Origin of the sequence: Marinactinospora thermotolerans DSM 45154 (genome assembly GCF_900167435.1) — a bacterium.
Classification (GTDB): domain Bacteria; phylum Actinomycetota; class Actinomycetes; order Streptosporangiales; family Streptosporangiaceae; genus Marinactinospora; species Marinactinospora thermotolerans.
The window spans coordinates 14,952-32,521 of record NZ_FUWS01000005.1 but is presented as its reverse complement, the minus strand read 5'-3'; the positions used below and the strand labels follow the sequence as shown (position 1 = coordinate 32,521).

Annotated in this window: 16 protein-coding genes; 12 read left to right on the top strand and 4 right to left on the bottom strand. The window is 71.0% G+C overall.

The features are described 5' to 3' along the window. Positions 1–172: 172 nt before the first annotated feature. The gene (locus tag B5D66_RS10100) at positions 173–2,125 is read right to left on the bottom strand and encodes a glycoside hydrolase family 18 chitinase (protein ID WP_078761427.1); all 1,953 of its coding nucleotides are present in this window, start codon (positions 2,123–2,125) and stop codon (positions 173–175) included. 423 nt (positions 2,126–2,548) lie between these two features. On the opposite strand from B5D66_RS10100, the gene B5D66_RS10095 reads away from it, so the two are divergent. Both B5D66_RS10095 and B5D66_RS10090 read left to right on the top strand, forming a co-directional pair. Then, positions 2,549–3,076, top strand: coding sequence for a MarR family winged helix-turn-helix transcriptional regulator (locus tag B5D66_RS10095; RefSeq protein WP_078761426.1), 528 nt, complete (start codon positions 2,549–2,551; stop codon positions 3,074–3,076). A gap of 65 nt (positions 3,077–3,141) precedes the next feature. Beyond that, entirely contained in the window at positions 3,142–4,839 is a 1,698-nt protein-coding gene (locus B5D66_RS10090) for a coenzyme B12-dependent isobutyryl-CoA mutase large subunit (RefSeq protein ID WP_078761425.1), read from the top strand. 12 nt (positions 4,840–4,851) lie between these two features. Here the strand turns inward: B5D66_RS10090 and B5D66_RS10085 are convergent, their stop codons facing one another. After that, positions 4,852–5,220, bottom strand: coding sequence for a hypothetical protein (locus B5D66_RS10085; protein WP_078761424.1), 369 nt, complete (start codon positions 5,218–5,220; stop codon positions 4,852–4,854). Positions 5,221–5,586: 366 nt separating this feature from the next. On the opposite strand from B5D66_RS10085, the gene B5D66_RS10080 reads away from it, so the two are divergent. From B5D66_RS10080 to B5D66_RS10035, 10 genes are all read left to right on the top strand, one after another. Continuing rightward, the gene (locus B5D66_RS10080) at positions 5,587–6,522 is read left to right on the top strand and encodes a tetratricopeptide repeat protein (protein WP_078761423.1); all 936 of its coding nucleotides are present in this window, start codon (positions 5,587–5,589) and stop codon (positions 6,520–6,522) included. Positions 6,523–6,643: 121 nt separating this feature from the next. Then, complete coding sequence (locus tag B5D66_RS10075; protein ID WP_078761422.1) at positions 6,644–7,348, top strand: cytidylate kinase-like family protein; 705 nt, start codon at positions 6,644–6,646, stop codon at positions 7,346–7,348. Positions 7,349–7,526: 178 nt separating this feature from the next. Continuing rightward, entirely contained in the window at positions 7,527–8,930 is a 1,404-nt protein-coding gene (locus tag B5D66_RS10070; RefSeq protein WP_078761421.1) for an NAD-dependent malic enzyme, read from the top strand. Between the two features lie 71 nt (positions 8,931–9,001). Continuing rightward, on the top strand, positions 9,002–9,583 hold the full coding sequence (locus B5D66_RS10065; RefSeq protein ID WP_078761703.1) for a YqgE/AlgH family protein: 582 nt from the start codon (positions 9,002–9,004) through the stop codon (positions 9,581–9,583). A gap of 66 nt (positions 9,584–9,649) precedes the next feature. Further along, positions 9,650–9,886, top strand: coding sequence for a DUF3039 domain-containing protein (locus B5D66_RS10060; RefSeq protein ID WP_078761702.1), 237 nt, complete (start codon positions 9,650–9,652; stop codon positions 9,884–9,886). A 298-nt stretch (positions 9,887–10,184) separates the two neighbouring features. Then, a complete protein-coding gene (locus B5D66_RS10055) occupies positions 10,185–10,958 on the top strand; it encodes a class E sortase (protein ID WP_078761420.1) in 774 nt (257 codons plus the stop codon). Positions 10,959–10,975: 17 nt separating this feature from the next. Continuing rightward, positions 10,976–11,206: a hypothetical protein gene (locus B5D66_RS10050; protein ID WP_078761419.1), complete on the top strand. Its 231-nt coding sequence runs from the start codon at positions 10,976–10,978 to the stop codon at positions 11,204–11,206. Between the two features lie 147 nt (positions 11,207–11,353). Continuing rightward, a complete protein-coding gene (locus tag B5D66_RS10045; protein ID WP_078761418.1) occupies positions 11,354–13,075 on the top strand; it encodes a DEAD/DEAH box helicase in 1,722 nt (573 codons plus the stop codon). Between the two features lie 220 nt (positions 13,076–13,295). Then, positions 13,296–14,294 (top strand): zinc metalloprotease, encoded by a 999-nt coding sequence (locus B5D66_RS10040; protein WP_235000902.1) that lies wholly within the window; start codon positions 13,296–13,298, stop codon positions 14,292–14,294. A 158-nt stretch (positions 14,295–14,452) separates the two neighbouring features. Beyond that, positions 14,453–15,463, top strand: coding sequence for a tryptophan--tRNA ligase (locus tag B5D66_RS10035; protein ID WP_078761416.1), 1,011 nt, complete (start codon positions 14,453–14,455; stop codon positions 15,461–15,463). Between the two features lie 51 nt (positions 15,464–15,514). Here the strand turns inward: B5D66_RS10035 and B5D66_RS10030 are convergent, their stop codons facing one another. Both B5D66_RS10030 and B5D66_RS10025 read right to left on the bottom strand, forming a co-directional pair. Beyond that, positions 15,515–16,087, bottom strand: a complete 573-nt coding sequence (locus tag B5D66_RS10030; RefSeq protein WP_078761415.1) for a nicotinamidase — start codon at positions 16,085–16,087, stop codon at positions 15,515–15,517. Positions 16,088–16,102: 15 nt separating this feature from the next. Beyond that, positions 16,103–17,419, bottom strand: coding sequence for a nicotinate phosphoribosyltransferase (locus B5D66_RS10025; protein ID WP_078761414.1), 1,317 nt, complete (start codon positions 17,417–17,419; stop codon positions 16,103–16,105). Between the last annotated feature and the right edge of the window lie 151 nt (positions 17,420–17,570).

Sequence of the window (17,570 nt, the reverse complement as noted above, 5' to 3'; positions counted from 1 at the left end):
GTCCGGGAATGGTGCTACGCACAACGTCCGTAACCGGCCATCGATCTGTCTTGACAGAGAGCGGAATGGATCGATAGCGGCACCGGGAAAAAGGGGGCGGCGGTCCCGCCGCACCGGGACCGCCGCCGAGGATCCGAGAGGAAGGGGCCCGGATCCGGTCGGGAGGAAACCGTCAGTTGTCGAGTGCCTGGTCCAAGGCGGCCATGAGGCTGCCCTGCGCGTCGTCGCCGTCCACCGACCACACCATCACGCCGCCGAGGCCGCGTTCCTGCGCCCAGTCGGCCTTCTGGGCCATCGACGTCTCGTCGTCGTAGGTCCACAGCGTGTCGCCGTTGTACAGCCACGCGGCGCCTGCGGCGTCGTCGCGGTACAGCTCATAGCCCTGAAGGTTCTTCAGCTTCTTCCAGTCCTCGATCCCGGCCTCATAGGTTCCCGGGGCCGGCCCGCTCGCCGGCTGGAACATCCCGTCGCCCGCCGGCCCGGCGGAGACGCCCCTCCAACCGCGTCCGTAGAAGGGCACGCCGAGCACGAGGTCTTCCGCCTTGGCGCCGCGTTCGATCCAGGCGTCCACCGCGATCTCGGAGCTGAACAGCCGGGGCCCGGGGTCCCCTTCGGCCAGTCGCAGGTTCGACTGGTGACCGGTGGCGCTGTCCCAGCCCCCGTGGAAGTCGTAGCCCTGCACGGTGACGAAGTCGAAGTTCGGCATGATCTCGGCGACCTCGTAGCCGGCGTCGATCTTCTCGGGGTCGGCGGGCATGAACGAGGTCAGCTCGAAGGTGCGTCCGGTCTCGGCCTCAAGGGCGTCGAGCTGGTCGCGGAACTCCTGCACCAGCGCCGTGAAGTTCTCCTTGTCCTCGGGTCGCACGGTGTTGTGCTCGTGGCCCTCCGAGCCGGGCCACTCCCAGTCCAGGTCGATGCCGTCGAAGATGCCGTAGGCCGACCCCGGTCCGCCGGCGCCGTCGATCACCGGCAGGTTGCCGCGGAGGTACATGTCGATGCAGGAGCGCACGACACGCTCGCGGGAGGCGTCGGTCAGGGCGGCGTCGGAGAGGTGACGCGACCAGGTCCACCCGCCGATGGAGATGTTCACCTTCAGGTGCGGGTGCTTCTCCTTCAGCTCCCGCAACTGGTTGAAGTTGCCGCGCAGCGCCTGGTCCCAGGTGTCCCCGACACCGTCGACGCTGTCGGCGGCGCCGAAGGAGCGGCCGTAGTCGGCGTAGGCGTCACCCACACCGGCCTGGTTGGCCTGGAAGCACTGCCCGTCGGCCGAGACGTTGGCGAAGGCGTAGTTGATGTGGGTCAGCTTCTCGGCGGTCCCGCTGCGGTCCATGTCCTGGACCAGGTAGTCGCGGCCGTAGATGCCCCACTGGGTGAAGTAGCCGACCCGCACCTCTGCGGCGGGGCCGGGGCCGCCGCCCTGTTCCCCGGTGCGCGTCGTGATCGGGGTGCTGGCCGCCGAGCGGTTCCCCGCGGCGTCGTAGGCGCGTACCGAGTAGGAGTACTCGGTGTCGGGCGAGAGCCCGCCGACGGTGGCGGTGGTGGCGGTGCCGACGGTCGAACGCACCACCTCCCCGCCCTGGAGGACCTCGTAGCCGGCCACGCCGACGTTGTCCTGGGCGGCGTTCCAGGAGAGCGTGACCGACGTGGAGGTGACGTCGGTCGCCCGCAGTCCGCTGGGCGCGCTCGGCGGGGTGGTGTCGTCCTCCCCGGCGCCGCCCGCGCAGGGAGCCCCGTTGATGGTGCAGGTCACCGGGGCGGTCTCGCCTCCGCTGAACGCGCCGTTGAAGCCGATGCCGTAGGACCCGCCGGCGGGCACGGGCGCGCCCCAGGAGGGCGGGGTCAAGACGTAGGTGCTGCCGGAACGGCGCATCGTCGCGTTCCACAGGCTGGTCACGCTGGCGCCGGCGGGCAGGGTGAACTCGATGGTCCAGTCCGTCAATGGGGCGGAGGAGGCGTTGGCGATGGTGAACTGGCCGCTGTAGCCGGTGTTCCAGCGATCGCCTTCGGTGTAGACGACGGTGACGTCGGAGGGGGCCGCGGCGGCGGGGGCGGCCGTCAGCGTGGTGGGTAGGGCGAGGAGCGCGGCGGCTGCGGCCACGAGCCATCGTTTGCGGGGGCTTCTCACGTTCGTACGTCTCCTGCTTCGCGAGTGGGTGCGGGGAATCCGGCGGTCCGGGGATCACCGGAAGCGGAGGAGTGGCGCGGGTGGACACCGTTCGGTGACGTGAGGTGGGGCGGCGAGGCGGTCCGCGGCACTGCGGTGCCTCCTCGGCCGACCGGCGCGCAATGGGCATGGAGCCCTCCTGAGCCGGTGCTTCTAATTTTTAGGAAACTTAACTATTAGTTTCTCGGAGGGTCAATGAGCGTTCGGGGGTTTTCCCGTGGGCGCCGTGGGTGATGGGCCGACTCCCCGTCGTGATGGGCGCGTGAGCTGGGCGGACCGCCCTGGCGGGGATTCCCCCGGCGCATTGGCCGAAGTCGGCCGGCGCGAGGGCTTGAACGATCGCGGGGGAGCTATCCCATGCCGGTGGATCGATACAGTGTGCCTGTGGGAAACCCGCTGAACCTTCCGTTCGACCCGATCGAACGCGCTCACGAGAACTGGGCGCACCGTTGGGGTCCCTCGCCCGCGATGGCCGCGGTCACCTCGATCATGCGGGCGCAGCAGATCCTCATCGGCCAGCTCGACGCCACCCTCAAGCCCTACGGGCTGACGTTCGCCCGTTACGAGGCCCTGGTGCTGCTGACCTTCAGCTCCACGGGAGCGCTTCCGCTCGGCAAGATCGGCGAGAGGCTCATGGTCCATCCCACCAGCGTCACCAACACCATCGACCGCCTGGAGCGTCAGGGGTTCGTCCGGCGGCGCCCCAACCCCAGCGACGGCCGCGGCACCCTGGCCGAGATCACCGACGAGGGGCGCGAGGTGGTCGAACACGCCACCCGCGACCTGCTCGCCATGGACTTCGGACTCGACTGCTACTCCGCCGAGGAGCTACAGGAGCTGCACGTGGCGCTGAGGAAGCTGCGGGTCGGCTTCGGGGACTTCCCGGACGGTGCGGGATCCGGGGCGGTCTGAGGGCTCGTCGCATTTCCTTGCACGTCCTACTACCTACTTTTAGTAGGAAGTCCTACTATTAGCGTATGGCTGAGGACATCGAGGCGGGGCGCGCCCGCTGGCAGGCGCGCTACGACGCCGCTCGCAAACGGGACGCGGACTTCACGACCCTCTCCGGCGAGGAGGTCGAACCGGTCTACGGGCCGCCCGAAGGGGCCGTGATCCCCGGTTTCGAGCGCATCGGCTGGCCGGGCGAGTTCCCCTTCACCAGGGGACTGCACCCCACCGGTTACCGGGGACGCACCTGGACCATCCGCCAGTTCGCCGGATTCGGCAACGCGGTACAGACCAACGAGCGCTACAAGATGATCCTGGCCTCCGGGGGCGGTGGGCTCTCCGTCGCCTTCGACATGCCCACCCTGATGGGTCGCGACTCCGACGATCCGCACGCCCTCGGCGAGGTCGGGCACTGCGGTGTGGCCATCGACTCGGCGGCCGACATGGACGTCCTCTTCGACGGGATCCCCCTCGGCGAGATCACCACCTCCATGACGATCAGCGGGCCGGCCGTCCCGATGTTCTGCATGTACCTGGTCGCGGCCGAACGCCAGGGCGTCGATCCCGGTTCGCTCAACGGGACCCTCCAGACCGACATCTTCAAGGAGTACATCGCGCAGAAGGAGTGGCTGTACCCCCCGCAGCCGCACCTGCGCCTCATCGGCGACCTCATGGAGTACTGCGCCGCCGAGATCCCCGCCTTCAAACCGTTGTCGGTGTCGGGCTATCACATCCGCGAGGCCGGCGCGACGGCCGCCCAGGAGCTCGCGTTCACCCTCGCCGACGGCTTCGGCTACGTCGAACTCGGCCTGTCCCGCGGGCTCGACGTCGACACCTTCGCGCCGGGCCTGTCGTTCTTCTTCGACGCCCACGTGGACTTCTTCGAGGAGATCGCCAAGTTCCGCGCCGCCCGGCGTATCTGGGCCCGCTGGATGCGCGACCGCTACGGCGCCACCAGCCCCAAGGCGCAGTGGCTGCGCTTCCACACCCAGACCGCCGGCGTCTCGTTGACCGCCCAGCAGCCCTACAACAACGTCGTGCGCACGGCGGTGGAGGCGCTGGCGGCCGTACTCGGCGGCACCAACTCCCTGCACACCAACGCGCTGGACGAGACGCTGGCGCTGCCCACCGAACAGGCGGCCGAGATCGCGCTGCGCACCCAGCAGGTGCTCATGGAGGAGACCGGCGTCGCCAACGTCGCCGACCCGCTCGGCGGTTCCTGGTACGTCGAGGCGCTGACCGACCGGATCGAGGCCGAGGCCGAGCGGATCTTCGAACGGATCCTGCGGATGGGGGGCGGCGAGCAGGCGGAGCACGAGATCGGACCGATGACCTCGGGCATCCTGGCGGGCATCGCCGAGGGCTGGTTCAGCTCCGAGATCGCCGAGTCGGCCTTCCGCTACCAGCAGGCGGTCGAGAAGGGCGACAAGCGCGTCGTCGGGGTCAACTGCCACACCGGCACGGTCTCCGGCGAGCTGGAGATCCTCCGGGTCGGACACGAGGTCGAACGCGAACAGCGGCGGCTGCTCGCCCGGCGCCGGGCCGAGCGCGACGGCGCGGCCGTCGACGCCGCGCTGGCCTCCCTGCTCACGGCGGTGCGCGACCCCGGCCGGCCCAACCTGATCCCCTTCATCATGGAGGCGGTCCGCGCCGAGGCGACGCTCGGCGAGATCTGCGCGACGATGGGCGAGGAGTTCGGCACCTACACCGAGGACCCCCGCTTCTGACCCCGGCGCCCCTCACCGTCCCCCGGCGTGGCGCCAGGGGACGGCCACCGGGACCGGATCGGGCACCGTCCGGGACATGCCGCGCCGGTCGTCGGCGCGGCAGAACTCCAGGCCACCGTCGGGGGTGTCGTCCGGCGCCCCACGGAAGTAGACCTGGCTGACCCAGCCGCGGACCCGTCCGGGGGACTCGGCGGCCGCCCACCAGGTGCTCGACGCCGGACCCAGGCGCGTCAAGGCTCCTCGTTCCTGACAGTGGAACCACGACTCCGCGAAGACGTCGAGATGGTCGAGGACCTCGCTGTCGGGCGTGGGACGGGCGTGCACGGGGACGCGGTTGTCGGGGGCCCAGTCGGGGCAGTACCGCCCGTGGACCCGCCACACCCGGCCATCGGCGACCGTGGTGGTCCAGTGCGGGCCGTAACAGGGGCGGCGGTCCTCCGGTTCCCCCCTCCTCGCCCGGCAGGGGAGCGGAGGGTGTCCCCGGCGCGGCGGCGACCGCCGGGCCTCCGGTGGCCAGCGCGGTCGCGCAGGCGACGGCCACCAGACCGGCTCGGCTCCACGGGGACGAACTGGGCATGCGATCCTCCGGTAGGCACAACCGAATGATTACCCAGTGTCGCATTCGGTCGCCGGGAGTGACGGCATTGACGGAGGGATGTCGCGCTCCTGAGGGGAAGGGGGACGCCGAGGGGCCGGGCCCCACGCGGCGTTGGGCGGGCCCGCGTCGAATACGGCAGGATGGGACACATGCAGCCTTCGGACTTCTCCATGCAGAGCGCGGTCGACCTCGGAGCTCGCAAGGCGGCCTTGGAACGCGAGGCCAAACGGCAGGCCGAGGCGTCCTCCGGTACCGCCAACCCCTACGCGATCGACATCACCGAGGAGAACTTCCAGACCGAGGTCCTCGAACGGTCGTTGCGCGCCCCCGTCGTCCTGGCGGTCCTGGCCAACTGGTCCGAACAGGCCAAGCAGGTCGAGGCCGCCCTCGACCGGTTGGCCGTCGGCGCCGGCGGCCAGTGGTTCCTCGCCAAGATCGACACCGAGGCCACCCCGCAGCTCGCCCAGGCGCTGCGCGCCCCGACGGTGCCCATGGTCGCCATGGTCATCGGCGGCCAGGTCGTCCCGGGGCCCACCGGTGGAGCGACGGAGGAACAGCTGCGCGAGTGGCTCTCCCAGATCTTCGAGGGTCTGCGCCAACAGGGGGTGTTGCCGCAGGACTACACCGGGCTGGGGGAGCAGGAGGCGCCCGGGCAGCCCGAGGAACCGTCCGGCTCCTCGGCCCAGGCCGAGGCCGCCGCCGCCGTCCAGCGCGGTGACTACGCGGCGGCCGAGCAGGTCTACACCCGTCTGCTCGAAGCCGACCCCGGCGACGAGACCGCCAAGACCGGGCTCGCCCAGGTGCGGCTCATCGCCCGGGTCCACGGGCTCGACGCCAACGCCGTGCGCAAGGCCGCGGCCGACGACCCCGCCGACGTCGACGCCCAGTGCAAGGTCGCCGACATCGACATGTACGGGGGCAAGTTCGAGGACGCCTTCGCCCGTCTCGTCGAGACCGTCCGGCGCACCCGCGACGAGGAGCGCGACCGCGCCCGCACCCACCTGCTCGGCCTGTTCGAGGTGCTGCCGCCGGGGGACCCGCGGGTGGCCAAGGCCCGCCGCGCCCTCACCTCCGCGCTCTTCTAAGCACCGGGGCCGGTTCGCGGGGGCGCGGTCGCGCGCGGACCCGCGCCACCGGTCTGACCCGCGGGGATAGGGGGTAGGACCTGGGCAGAAGGAGCCCGGGTCCTACCGAGGCGGTGGTCTGATGACCTGCGTGGTGACCATCTCCGCGACCTACGGAGCGGGCGGCAGCCTGGTCGCCCCGGCCGTCGCCGAACGCCTGGAGGTGCCCTTCCTGGACCGGGCGATCCCCAGCGCGGTGGCCCGCCGGATCGGGTGCACGCTGGCGGAGGCGCTGGCCCGCGACGACCGGGCGCCCACGGGCATCGGCCGCCTGCTGGCCAGCGCGGGCCGGGTTCCGGGAGGCGACCTCCTCCGCGGCGCCGACACGACCTTCGCGGGGGTCTGCGACGCCGATGGGAGGCTGCTCCACGACCGGGACTTCGTCGCCCACACCGAACAGCTCATCGGCGCCGTCGGCAGGGTCGGCGGTGTCGTGCTCGGCCGCGCCGCCGCGATCCTGCTGGCCAGGCACCCCACGGCGCTGCACGTCCGCCTGGACGGCCCCAAGGAACGGCGGTTGAAGCAGGCCGCGGCGATGCGCGACGCCGCGCACGAGGAGGCGCTGATGCGCGGCCGTGTCGGGGACGAACCCGAGTGGCGCCCGCCGACGATGCGCGAGCTGGAGGACAACGACCGGGCCCGGGCGGCCTACGTCCAGCGCTTCTACCGGGCCGACGCCGCCGAGCCGAGCCTGTACCACCTGGTCCTCGACTCCACCGCGGTCCCCCTGTACACCTGCGTGGACGTCGTCGAACGGCTCGCCCGTGAGCGGGCCGGCGAGGGGTAGCGCCGGAGTGTGTCGCTTTTCACTCAGGGCGGCCCGACGGGCGGAAACAGACGTCCGAGGGGCGGAACCGAAGTGTCATGGAATGCCCGCTACGGTGGTCGTCGCGCAGGTCAAGCGCTGGTAGTGGCACCATGAAGGTGCGCCCAGCGCGCACATCCGTGAACATGAGGAGCTTTTCGTGGCCACCCTTCCCAGCGTCTCCTACTCGATGACCGTCCGCCTGGAACTGGACGGACAAGGCAGTGCGGTCAGCAGCCTGACCCACGCGGTCGAGCACGTCGGGGGTATCGTCACGGCGCTCGACGTCACCTCCGCCGGTCACGAGAAGATCCGCATCGACGTCACCTGCGCCGCCCGCGACACCGACCACGCGCAGGCGATCGTCGACGCCCTCGGGGCGATCGAGGGGGTCACCGTCCACAAGGTCAGCGACCGGACGTTCCTCATGCACCTGGGCGGCAAGATCGAGATCAAGTCGAAGGTGCCGCTGCGCAACCGTGACGAGCTCTCCATGGCCTACACGCCGGGTGTGGCGCGCGTCTCCTCCGCCATCGCCGCCAACCCCGAGGACGCCCGCCGCCTGACGATCAAGCGCAACAGCGTCGCGGTCGTCACCGACGGGTCGGCCGTGCTGGGGCTGGGCAACATCGGCCCCGAGGCGTCCATGCCGGTCATGGAGGGCAAGGCCGCCCTGTTCAAACGGTTCGCCGACATCGACGCCTGGCCGATCGCGCTGGACACCCAGGACGTCGACGAGATCGTCCGCACCGTCCAGGTCATCGCCCCCGGCTTCGGCGGCATCAACCTGGAGGACATCTCCGCGCCTCGCTGCTTCGAGGTCGAGGCCCGGCTGCGCGAGCTGCTGGACATCCCGGTGTTCCACGACGACCAGCACGGCACCGCGATCGTCGTGCTCGCCGCGCTGAAGAACGCCCTGCGCGTCGTGAACAAGGAGCTCGGCGACGTCCGCATCACGATGTCGGGCGCCGGCGCCGCCGGGACCGCGATCCTCAAGCTGCTGATGCACGCGGGAGCCAAGCACATCGTCGTCTGCGACATCCACGGGGCGGTCCACCGCGGCCGCGCCGACCTCGACTCCAACCTCGAGTGGATCGCCGCCAACACCAACCCCGACGGCTACGCCGGCGACCTCAAGGGCGCGGTGCGCGGTGCCGATGTCTTCATCGGCGTCTCAGCGCCCAACCTGCTCGACGGCGAGGACATCGCCGAGATGAACGACGACTCGATCATCTTCGCGCTGGCCAACCCCGACCCCGAGATCGACCCGGAGATCGCCCACCTGCACGCCGCCGTCGTCGCGACCGGTCGCAGCGACTACCCGAACCAGATCAACAACGTGCTCGTCTTCCCCGGGGTGTTCCGGGGCCTGCTCGACGCCCAGAGCCGCACCGTGAACTCCGACATGATGGTCGCCGCGGCCGACGCGCTGGCCGCCGTCGTCACCGACGACGAGCTGGGACCGCACTACATCATCCCGAGCGTGTTCCACCAGGACCTGTCGCAGCGGGTCGCCCAGGCGGTGCGCGAGGTCGCGCAGCGCGAGGGCCAGGCCCAGATCTGACGTGCGGGGTGCCGCCCGTCCCGGGCGCGGCGGCGCGGATGGCCGTCACGGGCGCAGGGTATGAGGGGGACATGGATTCGCCGAGCCTCGTCGGTCAGCTGTTGGTGGCGACGCCACTGCTGGAGGATCCCAACTTCCGGCGTGCCGTGGTCCTCGTGCTCGACGACGACCCCGTGGAGGGGACTCTCGGGGTCGTCGTGAACCGCCCCTCCACCCTGCCCGTGGCCGAGGTGCTGGAGGAGTGGGGCGCCTACGCGAGCGAGCCCGGGGTGATGTTCATGGGCGGTCCCGTGGGGACCGACGCGGGCTTCGCGCTCGGGATGTCGGCAAGCGGGTCCCGGCCGCCCGGGTGGAGCCCGTTGGGCCCCACGGGGGCGGCCTTCCCGATCGCCGGGGTGGGGACCGTCGACCTCGACGCCTCCCCGGCCGGAGCGGTCGGGGTCGGCCCGCTGCGCGTCTTCGCGGGGTACGCGGGCTGGGGCGCGGGCCAGCTTCTCGACGAGATCCGCGAAGGGGCCTGGTATCTCGTAGCGGCACAGGTCGAGGACGTGTTCTGCGCCGATCCGGAGTCGCTGTGGGCGCGGGTGCTGCGCCGCCAGGGCGGGGATCTCGCCTTGGTATCGACGTTCCCGGACGACCCGTCGTTGAACTGACCGCGGTCGCGCGGCCGGATACCGTGGAACCCGGACGTAGGAGGAGTTGAGCGCACTATGGCGATGATGGACGTCTTCAACAAGGTGCTTCCGGACAGCGAGACCCGTCCGGACACCTCGCATGACGGGGGCGACCGCGAGCGGTTCGCGCACTACGTGCAGAAGGACAAGATCACCGAGAGCGCCGTCACCGGCAATCCGGTGATCGCGCTGTGCGGCAAGGTGTGGGTGCCCAACCGCGACCCCAAGAAGTTCCCGGTCTGCCCCGAGTGCAAGAAGATCTACGAAGAGATGATGGCCTGAGCAGGCCGGATCGCGGATTCGGGGGCCGGGGCGCGGGGATCCGCCCCGGCCCCGGCCTGTTGTCGGCGCGCGGGGACGCGCGCCGATTGCGCCGCATTGGCTGCCCGGGCGCGGCGTGGCGCGGTACCCTCCCTGGGACGGAACACGGCATTTGGTCCACGGGTGGAGGAATCCCCGGGGCGGTCGTGTCCCCGCACACTCAGCCGAGGTCCGAATCTCGTCACACCCGCGTACCGGGTCCCGCTGCCGCCCCCGATGGCACGCGGCCCGGCCAGGGTCGTCACCACGGGTAGGTCACATGGTTTCCACAACCGAACGGCGGTCGCACGGCAGGGGAGGCCGGCGCCGGCGCGATACGCGCGGTCACGGTAGGAAGGGGAACCGGCGCCGCCGTGCCGCTCCCACCGTGGGCGACGTCGTGCGCGGTGTCATCCGCACCTTCGGGGAGCTGCTGTTCACGGCGGGCCTGATCATGCTCTTCTTCGCCGCCTACCAGGTCTACGGCAAGCAGTTCGAGACCGACCGGGAGCAGGCGCAGCTCGCCCAGGGGCTGGAGGAGCAGTGGCAGCAGCCACAGGGACCCGACTCCGAGCCGTTGCCGGGGTCGGCCAACAGCCGGCTCTACATCCCCGAACTGGACATGAACTGGGTCGTCGTCAACGGGACCGGGGTCGAGGACATCCGCTACAGCCCCGGGCACTACGAGCACTCCGCCCAGGCCGGCCAGGTGGGCAACTACGCGGTCGCGGGACACCGGACCCCCGGGATCTTCTGGGACCTGGACCTGCTCGGCGAGGGTGACGACATCGTCGTCGAGGACGCCGGGAACTTCTACACCTACGAGGTCATCGCGACCGAGGTGGTCACGCCCGACCAGTGGCGCGTCGTCGAGGCCGACCCCTTCGACCCGGAGAACGACGACCCCTCGCGCAGGCTGCTGACGATCACCACCTGTCACCCCAAGCTGCAAAACGCCCACCGACTGGTGGTCCACGCCGAGCTGACCGAGACCCGGCCCAAGGACCAGGGCATGCCCGACAACATCGCCGACATGGCGCCCGAGCAGAGCTGACGAGGGGTGAGCCGAACGTGTACGGCCTGATCTGGCGTATCCTGCCCGGCCCCCGGCCGGTGAAGTTCCTGCTGTTCCTGGGGCTGACCGCGGCCCTGGCGGCGTTCCTGTGGTACGTCGCCTTCCCGTGGGTGGACCCCTACATGCCCTTCAACGACAGCACCATGGGCTCCGCGCCGCAGACCCCCGCGGGCGAGGCTCCCCCGCCTCCCGCGGACGGCGCCGATCCGGCACTGTCGGGTCCGTGAGCGTGACGGGGCCCTCCCCCGGGCGGTGACGGTCCGGGGGAGGGCCGTGGAAAAGGCGCCGTTGACCGGTGCCGCACGCTCGTGCTGTCCACGCCCGGGCCCGCGTCCGGATAACCTCGTCCGAGTGAGTAACTGGGGATTTCCACGATGACGCTCGTCGAAACCACCACCGGTGAACGGCTGAGGAGCCTGCGGGCCTGGCAGCGTGAGGCGTTCGAGGAGTACTTCCGCCGCGAACCACGTGACTTCCTCGCGGTCGCCACGCCCGGCGCGGGCAAGACCACGTTCGCCCTGACGCTGGCCAGCGAGCTGCTCGCGCGGCACACGGTGCGCTCGATCACCGTGGTGTGCCCCACCGAGCACCTGAAGAAGCAGTGGGCGGACGCGGCGGCCAGGTTCGGTATCGCGCTGGACCCGGAGTTCAAGAACGGCCAGGGGGCGCTGGGCAAGCAGTTCATCGGCGCGGCCGTCACCTACGCGCAGGTCGCCGCGCATCCGATGCTGCACCGCAATCGGACCGAGGCGCGCCGCACCCTCGTCATCTTCGACGAGGTCCACCACGCGGGCGACGCCCTGTCGTGGGGGGACGCGGTGCGCGAGGCGTTCGATCCGGCGGCGCGCCGGTTGTCGCTGACCGGTACGCCGTTCAGGTCCGACGTCAACCCCATCCCCTTCGTCGACTACGTCCAGGACCACAACGGGGTCCGGCGCTGCTCCTGGGACTACAGCTACGGCTACGCCCCCGCGCTGGCCGACGGCGTCGTGCGCCCGGTCATCTTCATGGCCTACTCGGGCGAGATGCGCTGGCGGACCAAGGCCGGCGACGAGCTCGCCGCGCGCCTGGGCGAGCCGCTCACCCCTGACGCCATGTCCCAGGCGTGGCGGGCCGCGCTGGACCCCAAGGGCGACTGGATCAAGAAGGTGCTGGCGGCGGCCGACCGCCGTCTCACCGAGGTCCGCAACTCCACCCCCGACGCCGGTGGGCTGGTCATCGCCACCGACCACGAGAACGCGCGCGCCTACGCGCGCATCCTGCGCCAGATCACCGGGCGCGGCGCGACCGTGGTCCTCTCCGACGACCCCACCGCCAGCAAGAAGATCAAGCAGTTCGCCGCCTCCGACGACCGTTGGATGATCGCGGTGCGCATGGTCTCGGAGGGGGTGGACGTGCCCCGGCTGATGGTCGGCGTCTACGCGACCTCCACCAGCACCCCCCTGTTCTTCGCCCAGGCGATCGGCCGTTTCGTGCGGGTCCGCCGCCGGGGCGAGATCGCCTCGGTGTTCCTGCCCTCGGTGCCGTCGCTGCTGGAGTACGCCAGCGAGATGGAGCGCGAGCGCGACCACGCGCTGGACCGGCCGATCAAGGAGGGCGACTTCAACCCCGAGCAGGATCTGGTCGACGAGGCCCGCAAGCGCCGCGACTCCCCTGACGCGGGCGAGGAGCTGCCGTTCGAGACGATGGAGGCCTCGGCCGAGTTCGACCGCGCCCTCTACGACGGCGGCGAGTTCGGCGGCGGTGCGCCGGGGTCGCCGGAGGAGGAGGACTTCCTCGGCCTGCCCGGGCTGCTGGAGCCGGACCAGGTCGCCCAGCTGCTGCGCAAGCGCAAGGCCGAGCAGCGGGCGGGGGAGCGCAAGGCGGCGAAGGCGGCGGAGGAGAGCGGTCCGCCGGTCCATGAGGTGATCGCCGAGCTGCGCAGGGAGCTCAACACCCTCGTCGGCGCCTGGCACCACCGCACCGGTCAGCCGCACGGCGTGATCCACACCGAGCTGCGCCGCGCTTGCGGGGGGCCGCCGATCGCCCAGGCGTCGCCGGAACAGATTCGCCAACGGATCGCCAAACTCCGTTCCTGGGCCACCGGAGGACGCTAGTCTCACCTAGTGTGACCGAATCGATCCGTTCCGTTGTCGAGTGTCCTTGCCCGTCCCGGGGCGGGCGGTGAGCCCCACGAGCACCGCCCCGGGATCCGGCGGCCCGGGGCGTCCCTGGAGGCCGTGGCGGGCCATGAAGCCGCAATACCGAGCAAACAATCCGCAATGCCGACGTGCCGCTTCCGTCCGTTCTGTCACTGGATGCATACATTTCGACAGTATGGACAACGGTGAAAAAAGGCATGGCCGGCCCAGCATGGGCGTGTGGAGCGGACTGATCGTCGGTGCTGCCGCGCTGGCGGGTGTGGTCGTCCTCTCGGCGGCCCAGACCCCCCAGGACGGTCAGGGGCGTCGTGACGGCCCCGCGGCCCCCCGAACCGCCGCCGCGGCCGCCGAGGTCTGCGAACCGGGGCAGAACCCCGGCCACAGCGCGGCGCGGCTCGCCGAGCCCGGCGCCCACGACCCCAGCGCGCTGACCCCCGCCGAGGCCGCCGAACTCGATCAGATGCTCCGCAGGGTGCCACTGCACCAGTCCGCCCCGAGCGCGCAGCAGCCCCAGACGATCCCGGTCGTCGTGCACGTCATCTCCAGCCGCACCGGTACCGGTGACCTCGGCCAGGCGACCATCGACGAGCAGATCGCGGTCATGAACAAGGGCTTCAGCGGCGGATACGGCGGGGCCGACACCGGCTTCCGCTTCGAACTGCGCGAGGTCACCCGCACCCGCAACGACACCTGGTTCAGCGGTTTCCCCCAGCGCGAGGACACGATCAAGGGGCAGTTGCGCAAGGGGGGGCCCGAGACGCTCAACCTCTACATCGTGAACATGGACGACGGGGTGCTCGGCCGCTCCACCTTCCCGCAGAACTACGCGGACGCCCCCGACCGCGACGGCGTCGTCATCGACTACCGCACCGTGCCGGGGGGCGGCCGTGAGAAGTTCGACCTCGGCTACACCGCCACCCACGAGACGGGACACTGGCTGGGGTTGTTCCACACCTTCCAGAACGGTTGCGACTCCCCGGGCGACTACGTCGACGACACGCCCTACGAGCGGGAGCAGTCCGCGGGCTGTCCGGAGGGCCGCGACACCTGCTCCTCGGCCGGCGAGGACCCCATCCACAACTTCATGAACTACAGCGACGACGCCTGCCTTCGGGAGTTCACCGAGGGACAGGCCCAGCGCATGGCCCAAAGCTGGGCGGCGTTTCGCGCCTGAGCGAGGCCCCGTGGGGCGGCGGCCGGCGACCCGGGCCGCCGCCCCACGCGCGTCCGCTCCGGCGGCCGGGTGCCGTGCCCCGGACCGGCGGCGCCGCCACGCGCGGCCCGCCGCAGGTGAACACGGGGGGAGGAACGGCTCCCGATAAGCTGGGGCACATGGCAGCGACCCACACCTACCTCACCGGGATCCAGACTTCGGGCGAACCGCACATCGGCAACTACGTCGGGGCCATCAAGCCGGCGTTGGCCGCCGCCGAGTCCTCCGACACGCTGTACTTCCTCGCCGACTACCACGCGCTCAACTCGGTCAAGGACCCCGCCAAGCTCCGGCACAGCATCCGGTCGGTCGCCGCCACCTGGCTCGCCTGCGGACTCGATCCCGAGCGCACCGTGCTCTACCGCCAGTCGAGCGTCCCCGAGGTGTTCGAACTGGCCACCATCCTGTCCAGTATCACCAGCAAGGGCCTGATGAACCGCGCCCACGCCTACAAGGCGGCGCGCGACCGCAACGCGGCGGCCGGGAACGAGGACCTCGACGCCGGGGTCAACATGGGGCTGTTCAACTACCCCATCCTCATGGCCGCCGACATCCTCATCATGGCGGCCGACCGCGTCCCGGTCGGCCGGGACCAGGTCCAGCACATCGAGTACACGGCCGACATCGCGGGGACGTTCAACCACCTCTACGGCGAGTCCTACACCTTCCCGATCCCCGAGGGCGTCTACCCCGAGGGTGAGGCCAGCATCCTGCCGGGCGTCGACGGCCGCAAGATGAGCAAGTCCTACGACAACCACATCCCGCTGTTCCTGCCCGAGAACAAGCTGAAGAAGCTGGTCCGGCGCATCCCCACCGACTCCACGCCGGTCGAGGACCCCAAGGACCCCGACACCTCGGTCGTCTTCCAGCTCCTCGCGCAGTTCGCCGACGCCGAGCGGACCGCGGCCATCCGCAAGCGCCTGGAGGCCGGCGGCATGGGGTGGGGCGAGTTGAAGAACGAGCTGTTCGAGGTGCTCAACGCCGAACTGACCCCTCTGCGCGAACGCTACGAGGCGCTCATGCACCCCGACAGCGAGCTCGACGCGATCCTGGCGGCCGGCGCGGTGCGCGCCCGCGAACGCGCCCGGGGCGTGCTCTCCCGGGTCCGCGCGGCCGTCGGCATCGACTGACCACGGACCGGCGGTGACCGCCCCGGCGAACGGGGCGGTCACCACCGTGGATCAGTGACCGATCGGGGTGCCCTCCAACGTCACACCCGCCTCGCGCATCCCTTCCAGCGCCGTCTCCACGGTCCGCGGGTCCACCCCGGCCGTCAGATCGAGCAGCACCCGCGTGGCGAAGCCCTCGCGCGCCGCGTCCAGCGCGGTGGCGCGCACGCAGTGGTCGGTGGCGATCCCCACCACGTCCACCGCGGTGACCCCGCGCTCCCGCAGCCAGTCGGCCAGCGCGGTACCGTCCTCGGCGCTGCCCTCGAAGCCGCTGTAGGCGGCGCTGTAGCGGCCCTTGTCGAACACCTCGGCCACCGACGTGGTGTCCAGGCGCGGGTGGAAGTCCGCGCCGGGCGTCCCCGCGACACAGTGCGGCGGCCACGAGTCGACGAAGTCGGGTTCGTCGGAGAAGTGCGCGCCCGGGTCGATGTGGTGGTCGCGCGTCGCGACGACGTGGGCGTAGTCGCCGCCGCGGGCCTCGATGAACGCCGACACCGCCGACGCCACGTCGGCGCCGCCGGTGACGGCGAGGCTGCCTCCCTCGCAGAAGTCGTTCTGGACGTCGACGACGATCAGTGCTCTCATGGCTTCCTCCACCTGTCAGACCCGCACGCGCTGTTCGAAGACCGTCGGAATGGCGGGCTCGCCCCGGGACATCTGCTGTGCGGTCACCGGAAGCTCCCGGACCGCGCGCGCGTGCCGTTCCCGGGCGGCCTGCAGCGGCTCGCGGCCGACGATCTCACCGCGCTCCACGAGCTTGCGCAGCATGGGCCGCTCCAACGGGCCGAGGTCGGGCTCGTGGTCGTAGACGACCTCGGCGGTGGCCACGCCGTCGTCGTCGAAGCGGCGGACCCCCCACTTGCGTCCGCCCCGGCTCGGCTTGCCCACCGAGCGCTTGGCGACCGGGAACAGGGGGGCGTCGGGTCCCTCCTCGCTGGCGCGCGCCACGAGCTTGTAGACGAGGGAGGCGGTGGGCGTGCCCGAGCCCGTCACCAGGGAGGTGCCCACGCCGTAGCCGTCCACCGGCGCGATCGCGAGGGCCTGGATGGAGTACTCGTCGAGGTCGCCGGTGACGACGATGCGGGTGTCGGTGGCCCCGGCGCCGTTCAACTGCTCGCGCACCCGCGTCGCGAGGACGCCCAGGTCGCCGGAGTCGATGCGGACGCCGCCGAGGTCGGTGCCGGCCAGCTCGATGCCGGTCCTGACCGCGCGGGCCACGTCATAGGTGTCGACGAGCAGGGTCGTCCCGGTGCCGAGCGCCTCCAGCTGCGCGGTGAAGGCGTGCCGCTCGCTGTCGTGCAACAGGGTGAAGGCGTGGGCGCTGGTCCCCGTGGTCGGCACGCCGTGGCGCCGTCCGGCCTCCAGGTTGGAGGAGGCCGCGAACCCGCAGATGTAGGCGACGCGGGCGGCGGCGACGGCGGCCATCTCGTGGGTGCGGCGGGACCCCATCTCGATGAGGGGACGCCCGCCCGCGGCGGTCACCATGCGCGAGGCCGCCGAGGCGATCGCGCAGTCGTGGTTGTAGATGGACAGGGCCACGGTCTCCAGCAGGACGGCCTCGGCGAACGTCCCCTCGACGACGAGGATCGGGGAACCGGGGAAGTAGCACTCGCCTTCGGCGTAGCCCCAGATGTCGCCGGTGAAGCGGTAGTTGGCGAGCCACTCCAGGGTGGGATCGTCCACGATCCCGGCCCGCGACAGGTAGTCCAGCGTCGCCTCGTCGAAGCGGAAACGTTCGAGCGCGTCGAGGAAGCGGTCGGTGCCGGCGACCACACCGTAACGGCGGGTCTCGGGAAGCCGCCGCGCGAACATCTCGAACACCGTCCGACGGTGTGCGGCGCCGCTGCGCAGCGAGCCTTGCAGCATCGTCAGCTCGTAGTGATCGGTGAGCAGGGCGCTGCTCCAGGGGTCGGTCATGGGACCCAAGCCTAGTTTGTGTCTTCCGGGAACAAAATCGGGACCGGGGGACCTCTCGGATGCCCCGACCCACCGGGGGCGGATGGAACAATACGAAGGGAAGTCCGCCCCGGGCCACTACCCGGCGGGACGATGGACGAACGGGAAAGGT

What these genes read in the sequence shown, in the direction of transcription:
- B5D66_RS10030 (WP_078761415.1), bottom strand. Translation starts at nt 16,087, where the DNA reads ATGAGAGCACTGATCGTCGTCGACGTCCAGAACGACTTCTGCGAGGGA.
- B5D66_RS10065 (WP_078761703.1), top strand. Translation starts at nt 9,002, where the DNA reads ATGGATTCGCCGAGCCTCGTCGGTCAGCTGTTGGTGGCGACGCCACTG.
- B5D66_RS10035 (WP_078761416.1), top strand. Translation starts at nt 14,453, where the DNA reads ATGGCAGCGACCCACACCTACCTCACCGGGATCCAGACTTCGGGCGAA.
- B5D66_RS10080 (WP_078761423.1), top strand. Translation starts at nt 5,587, where the DNA reads ATGCAGCCTTCGGACTTCTCCATGCAGAGCGCGGTCGACCTCGGAGCT.
- B5D66_RS10060 (WP_078761702.1), top strand. Translation starts at nt 9,650, where the DNA reads ATGGACGTCTTCAACAAGGTGCTTCCGGACAGCGAGACCCGTCCGGAC.
- B5D66_RS10075 (WP_078761422.1), top strand. Translation starts at nt 6,644, where the DNA reads ATGACCTGCGTGGTGACCATCTCCGCGACCTACGGAGCGGGCGGCAGC.
- B5D66_RS10025 (WP_078761414.1), bottom strand. Translation starts at nt 17,419, where the DNA reads ATGACCGACCCCTGGAGCAGCGCCCTGCTCACCGATCACTACGAGCTG.
- B5D66_RS10090 (WP_078761425.1), top strand. Translation starts at nt 3,142, where the DNA reads ATGGCTGAGGACATCGAGGCGGGGCGCGCCCGCTGGCAGGCGCGCTAC.
- B5D66_RS10045 (WP_078761418.1), top strand. Translation starts at nt 11,354, where the DNA reads ATGACGCTCGTCGAAACCACCACCGGTGAACGGCTGAGGAGCCTGCGG.
- B5D66_RS10055 (WP_078761420.1), top strand. Translation starts at nt 10,185, where the DNA reads ATGGTTTCCACAACCGAACGGCGGTCGCACGGCAGGGGAGGCCGGCGC.
- B5D66_RS10040 (WP_235000902.1), top strand. Translation starts at nt 13,296, where the DNA reads ATGGACAACGGTGAAAAAAGGCATGGCCGGCCCAGCATGGGCGTGTGG.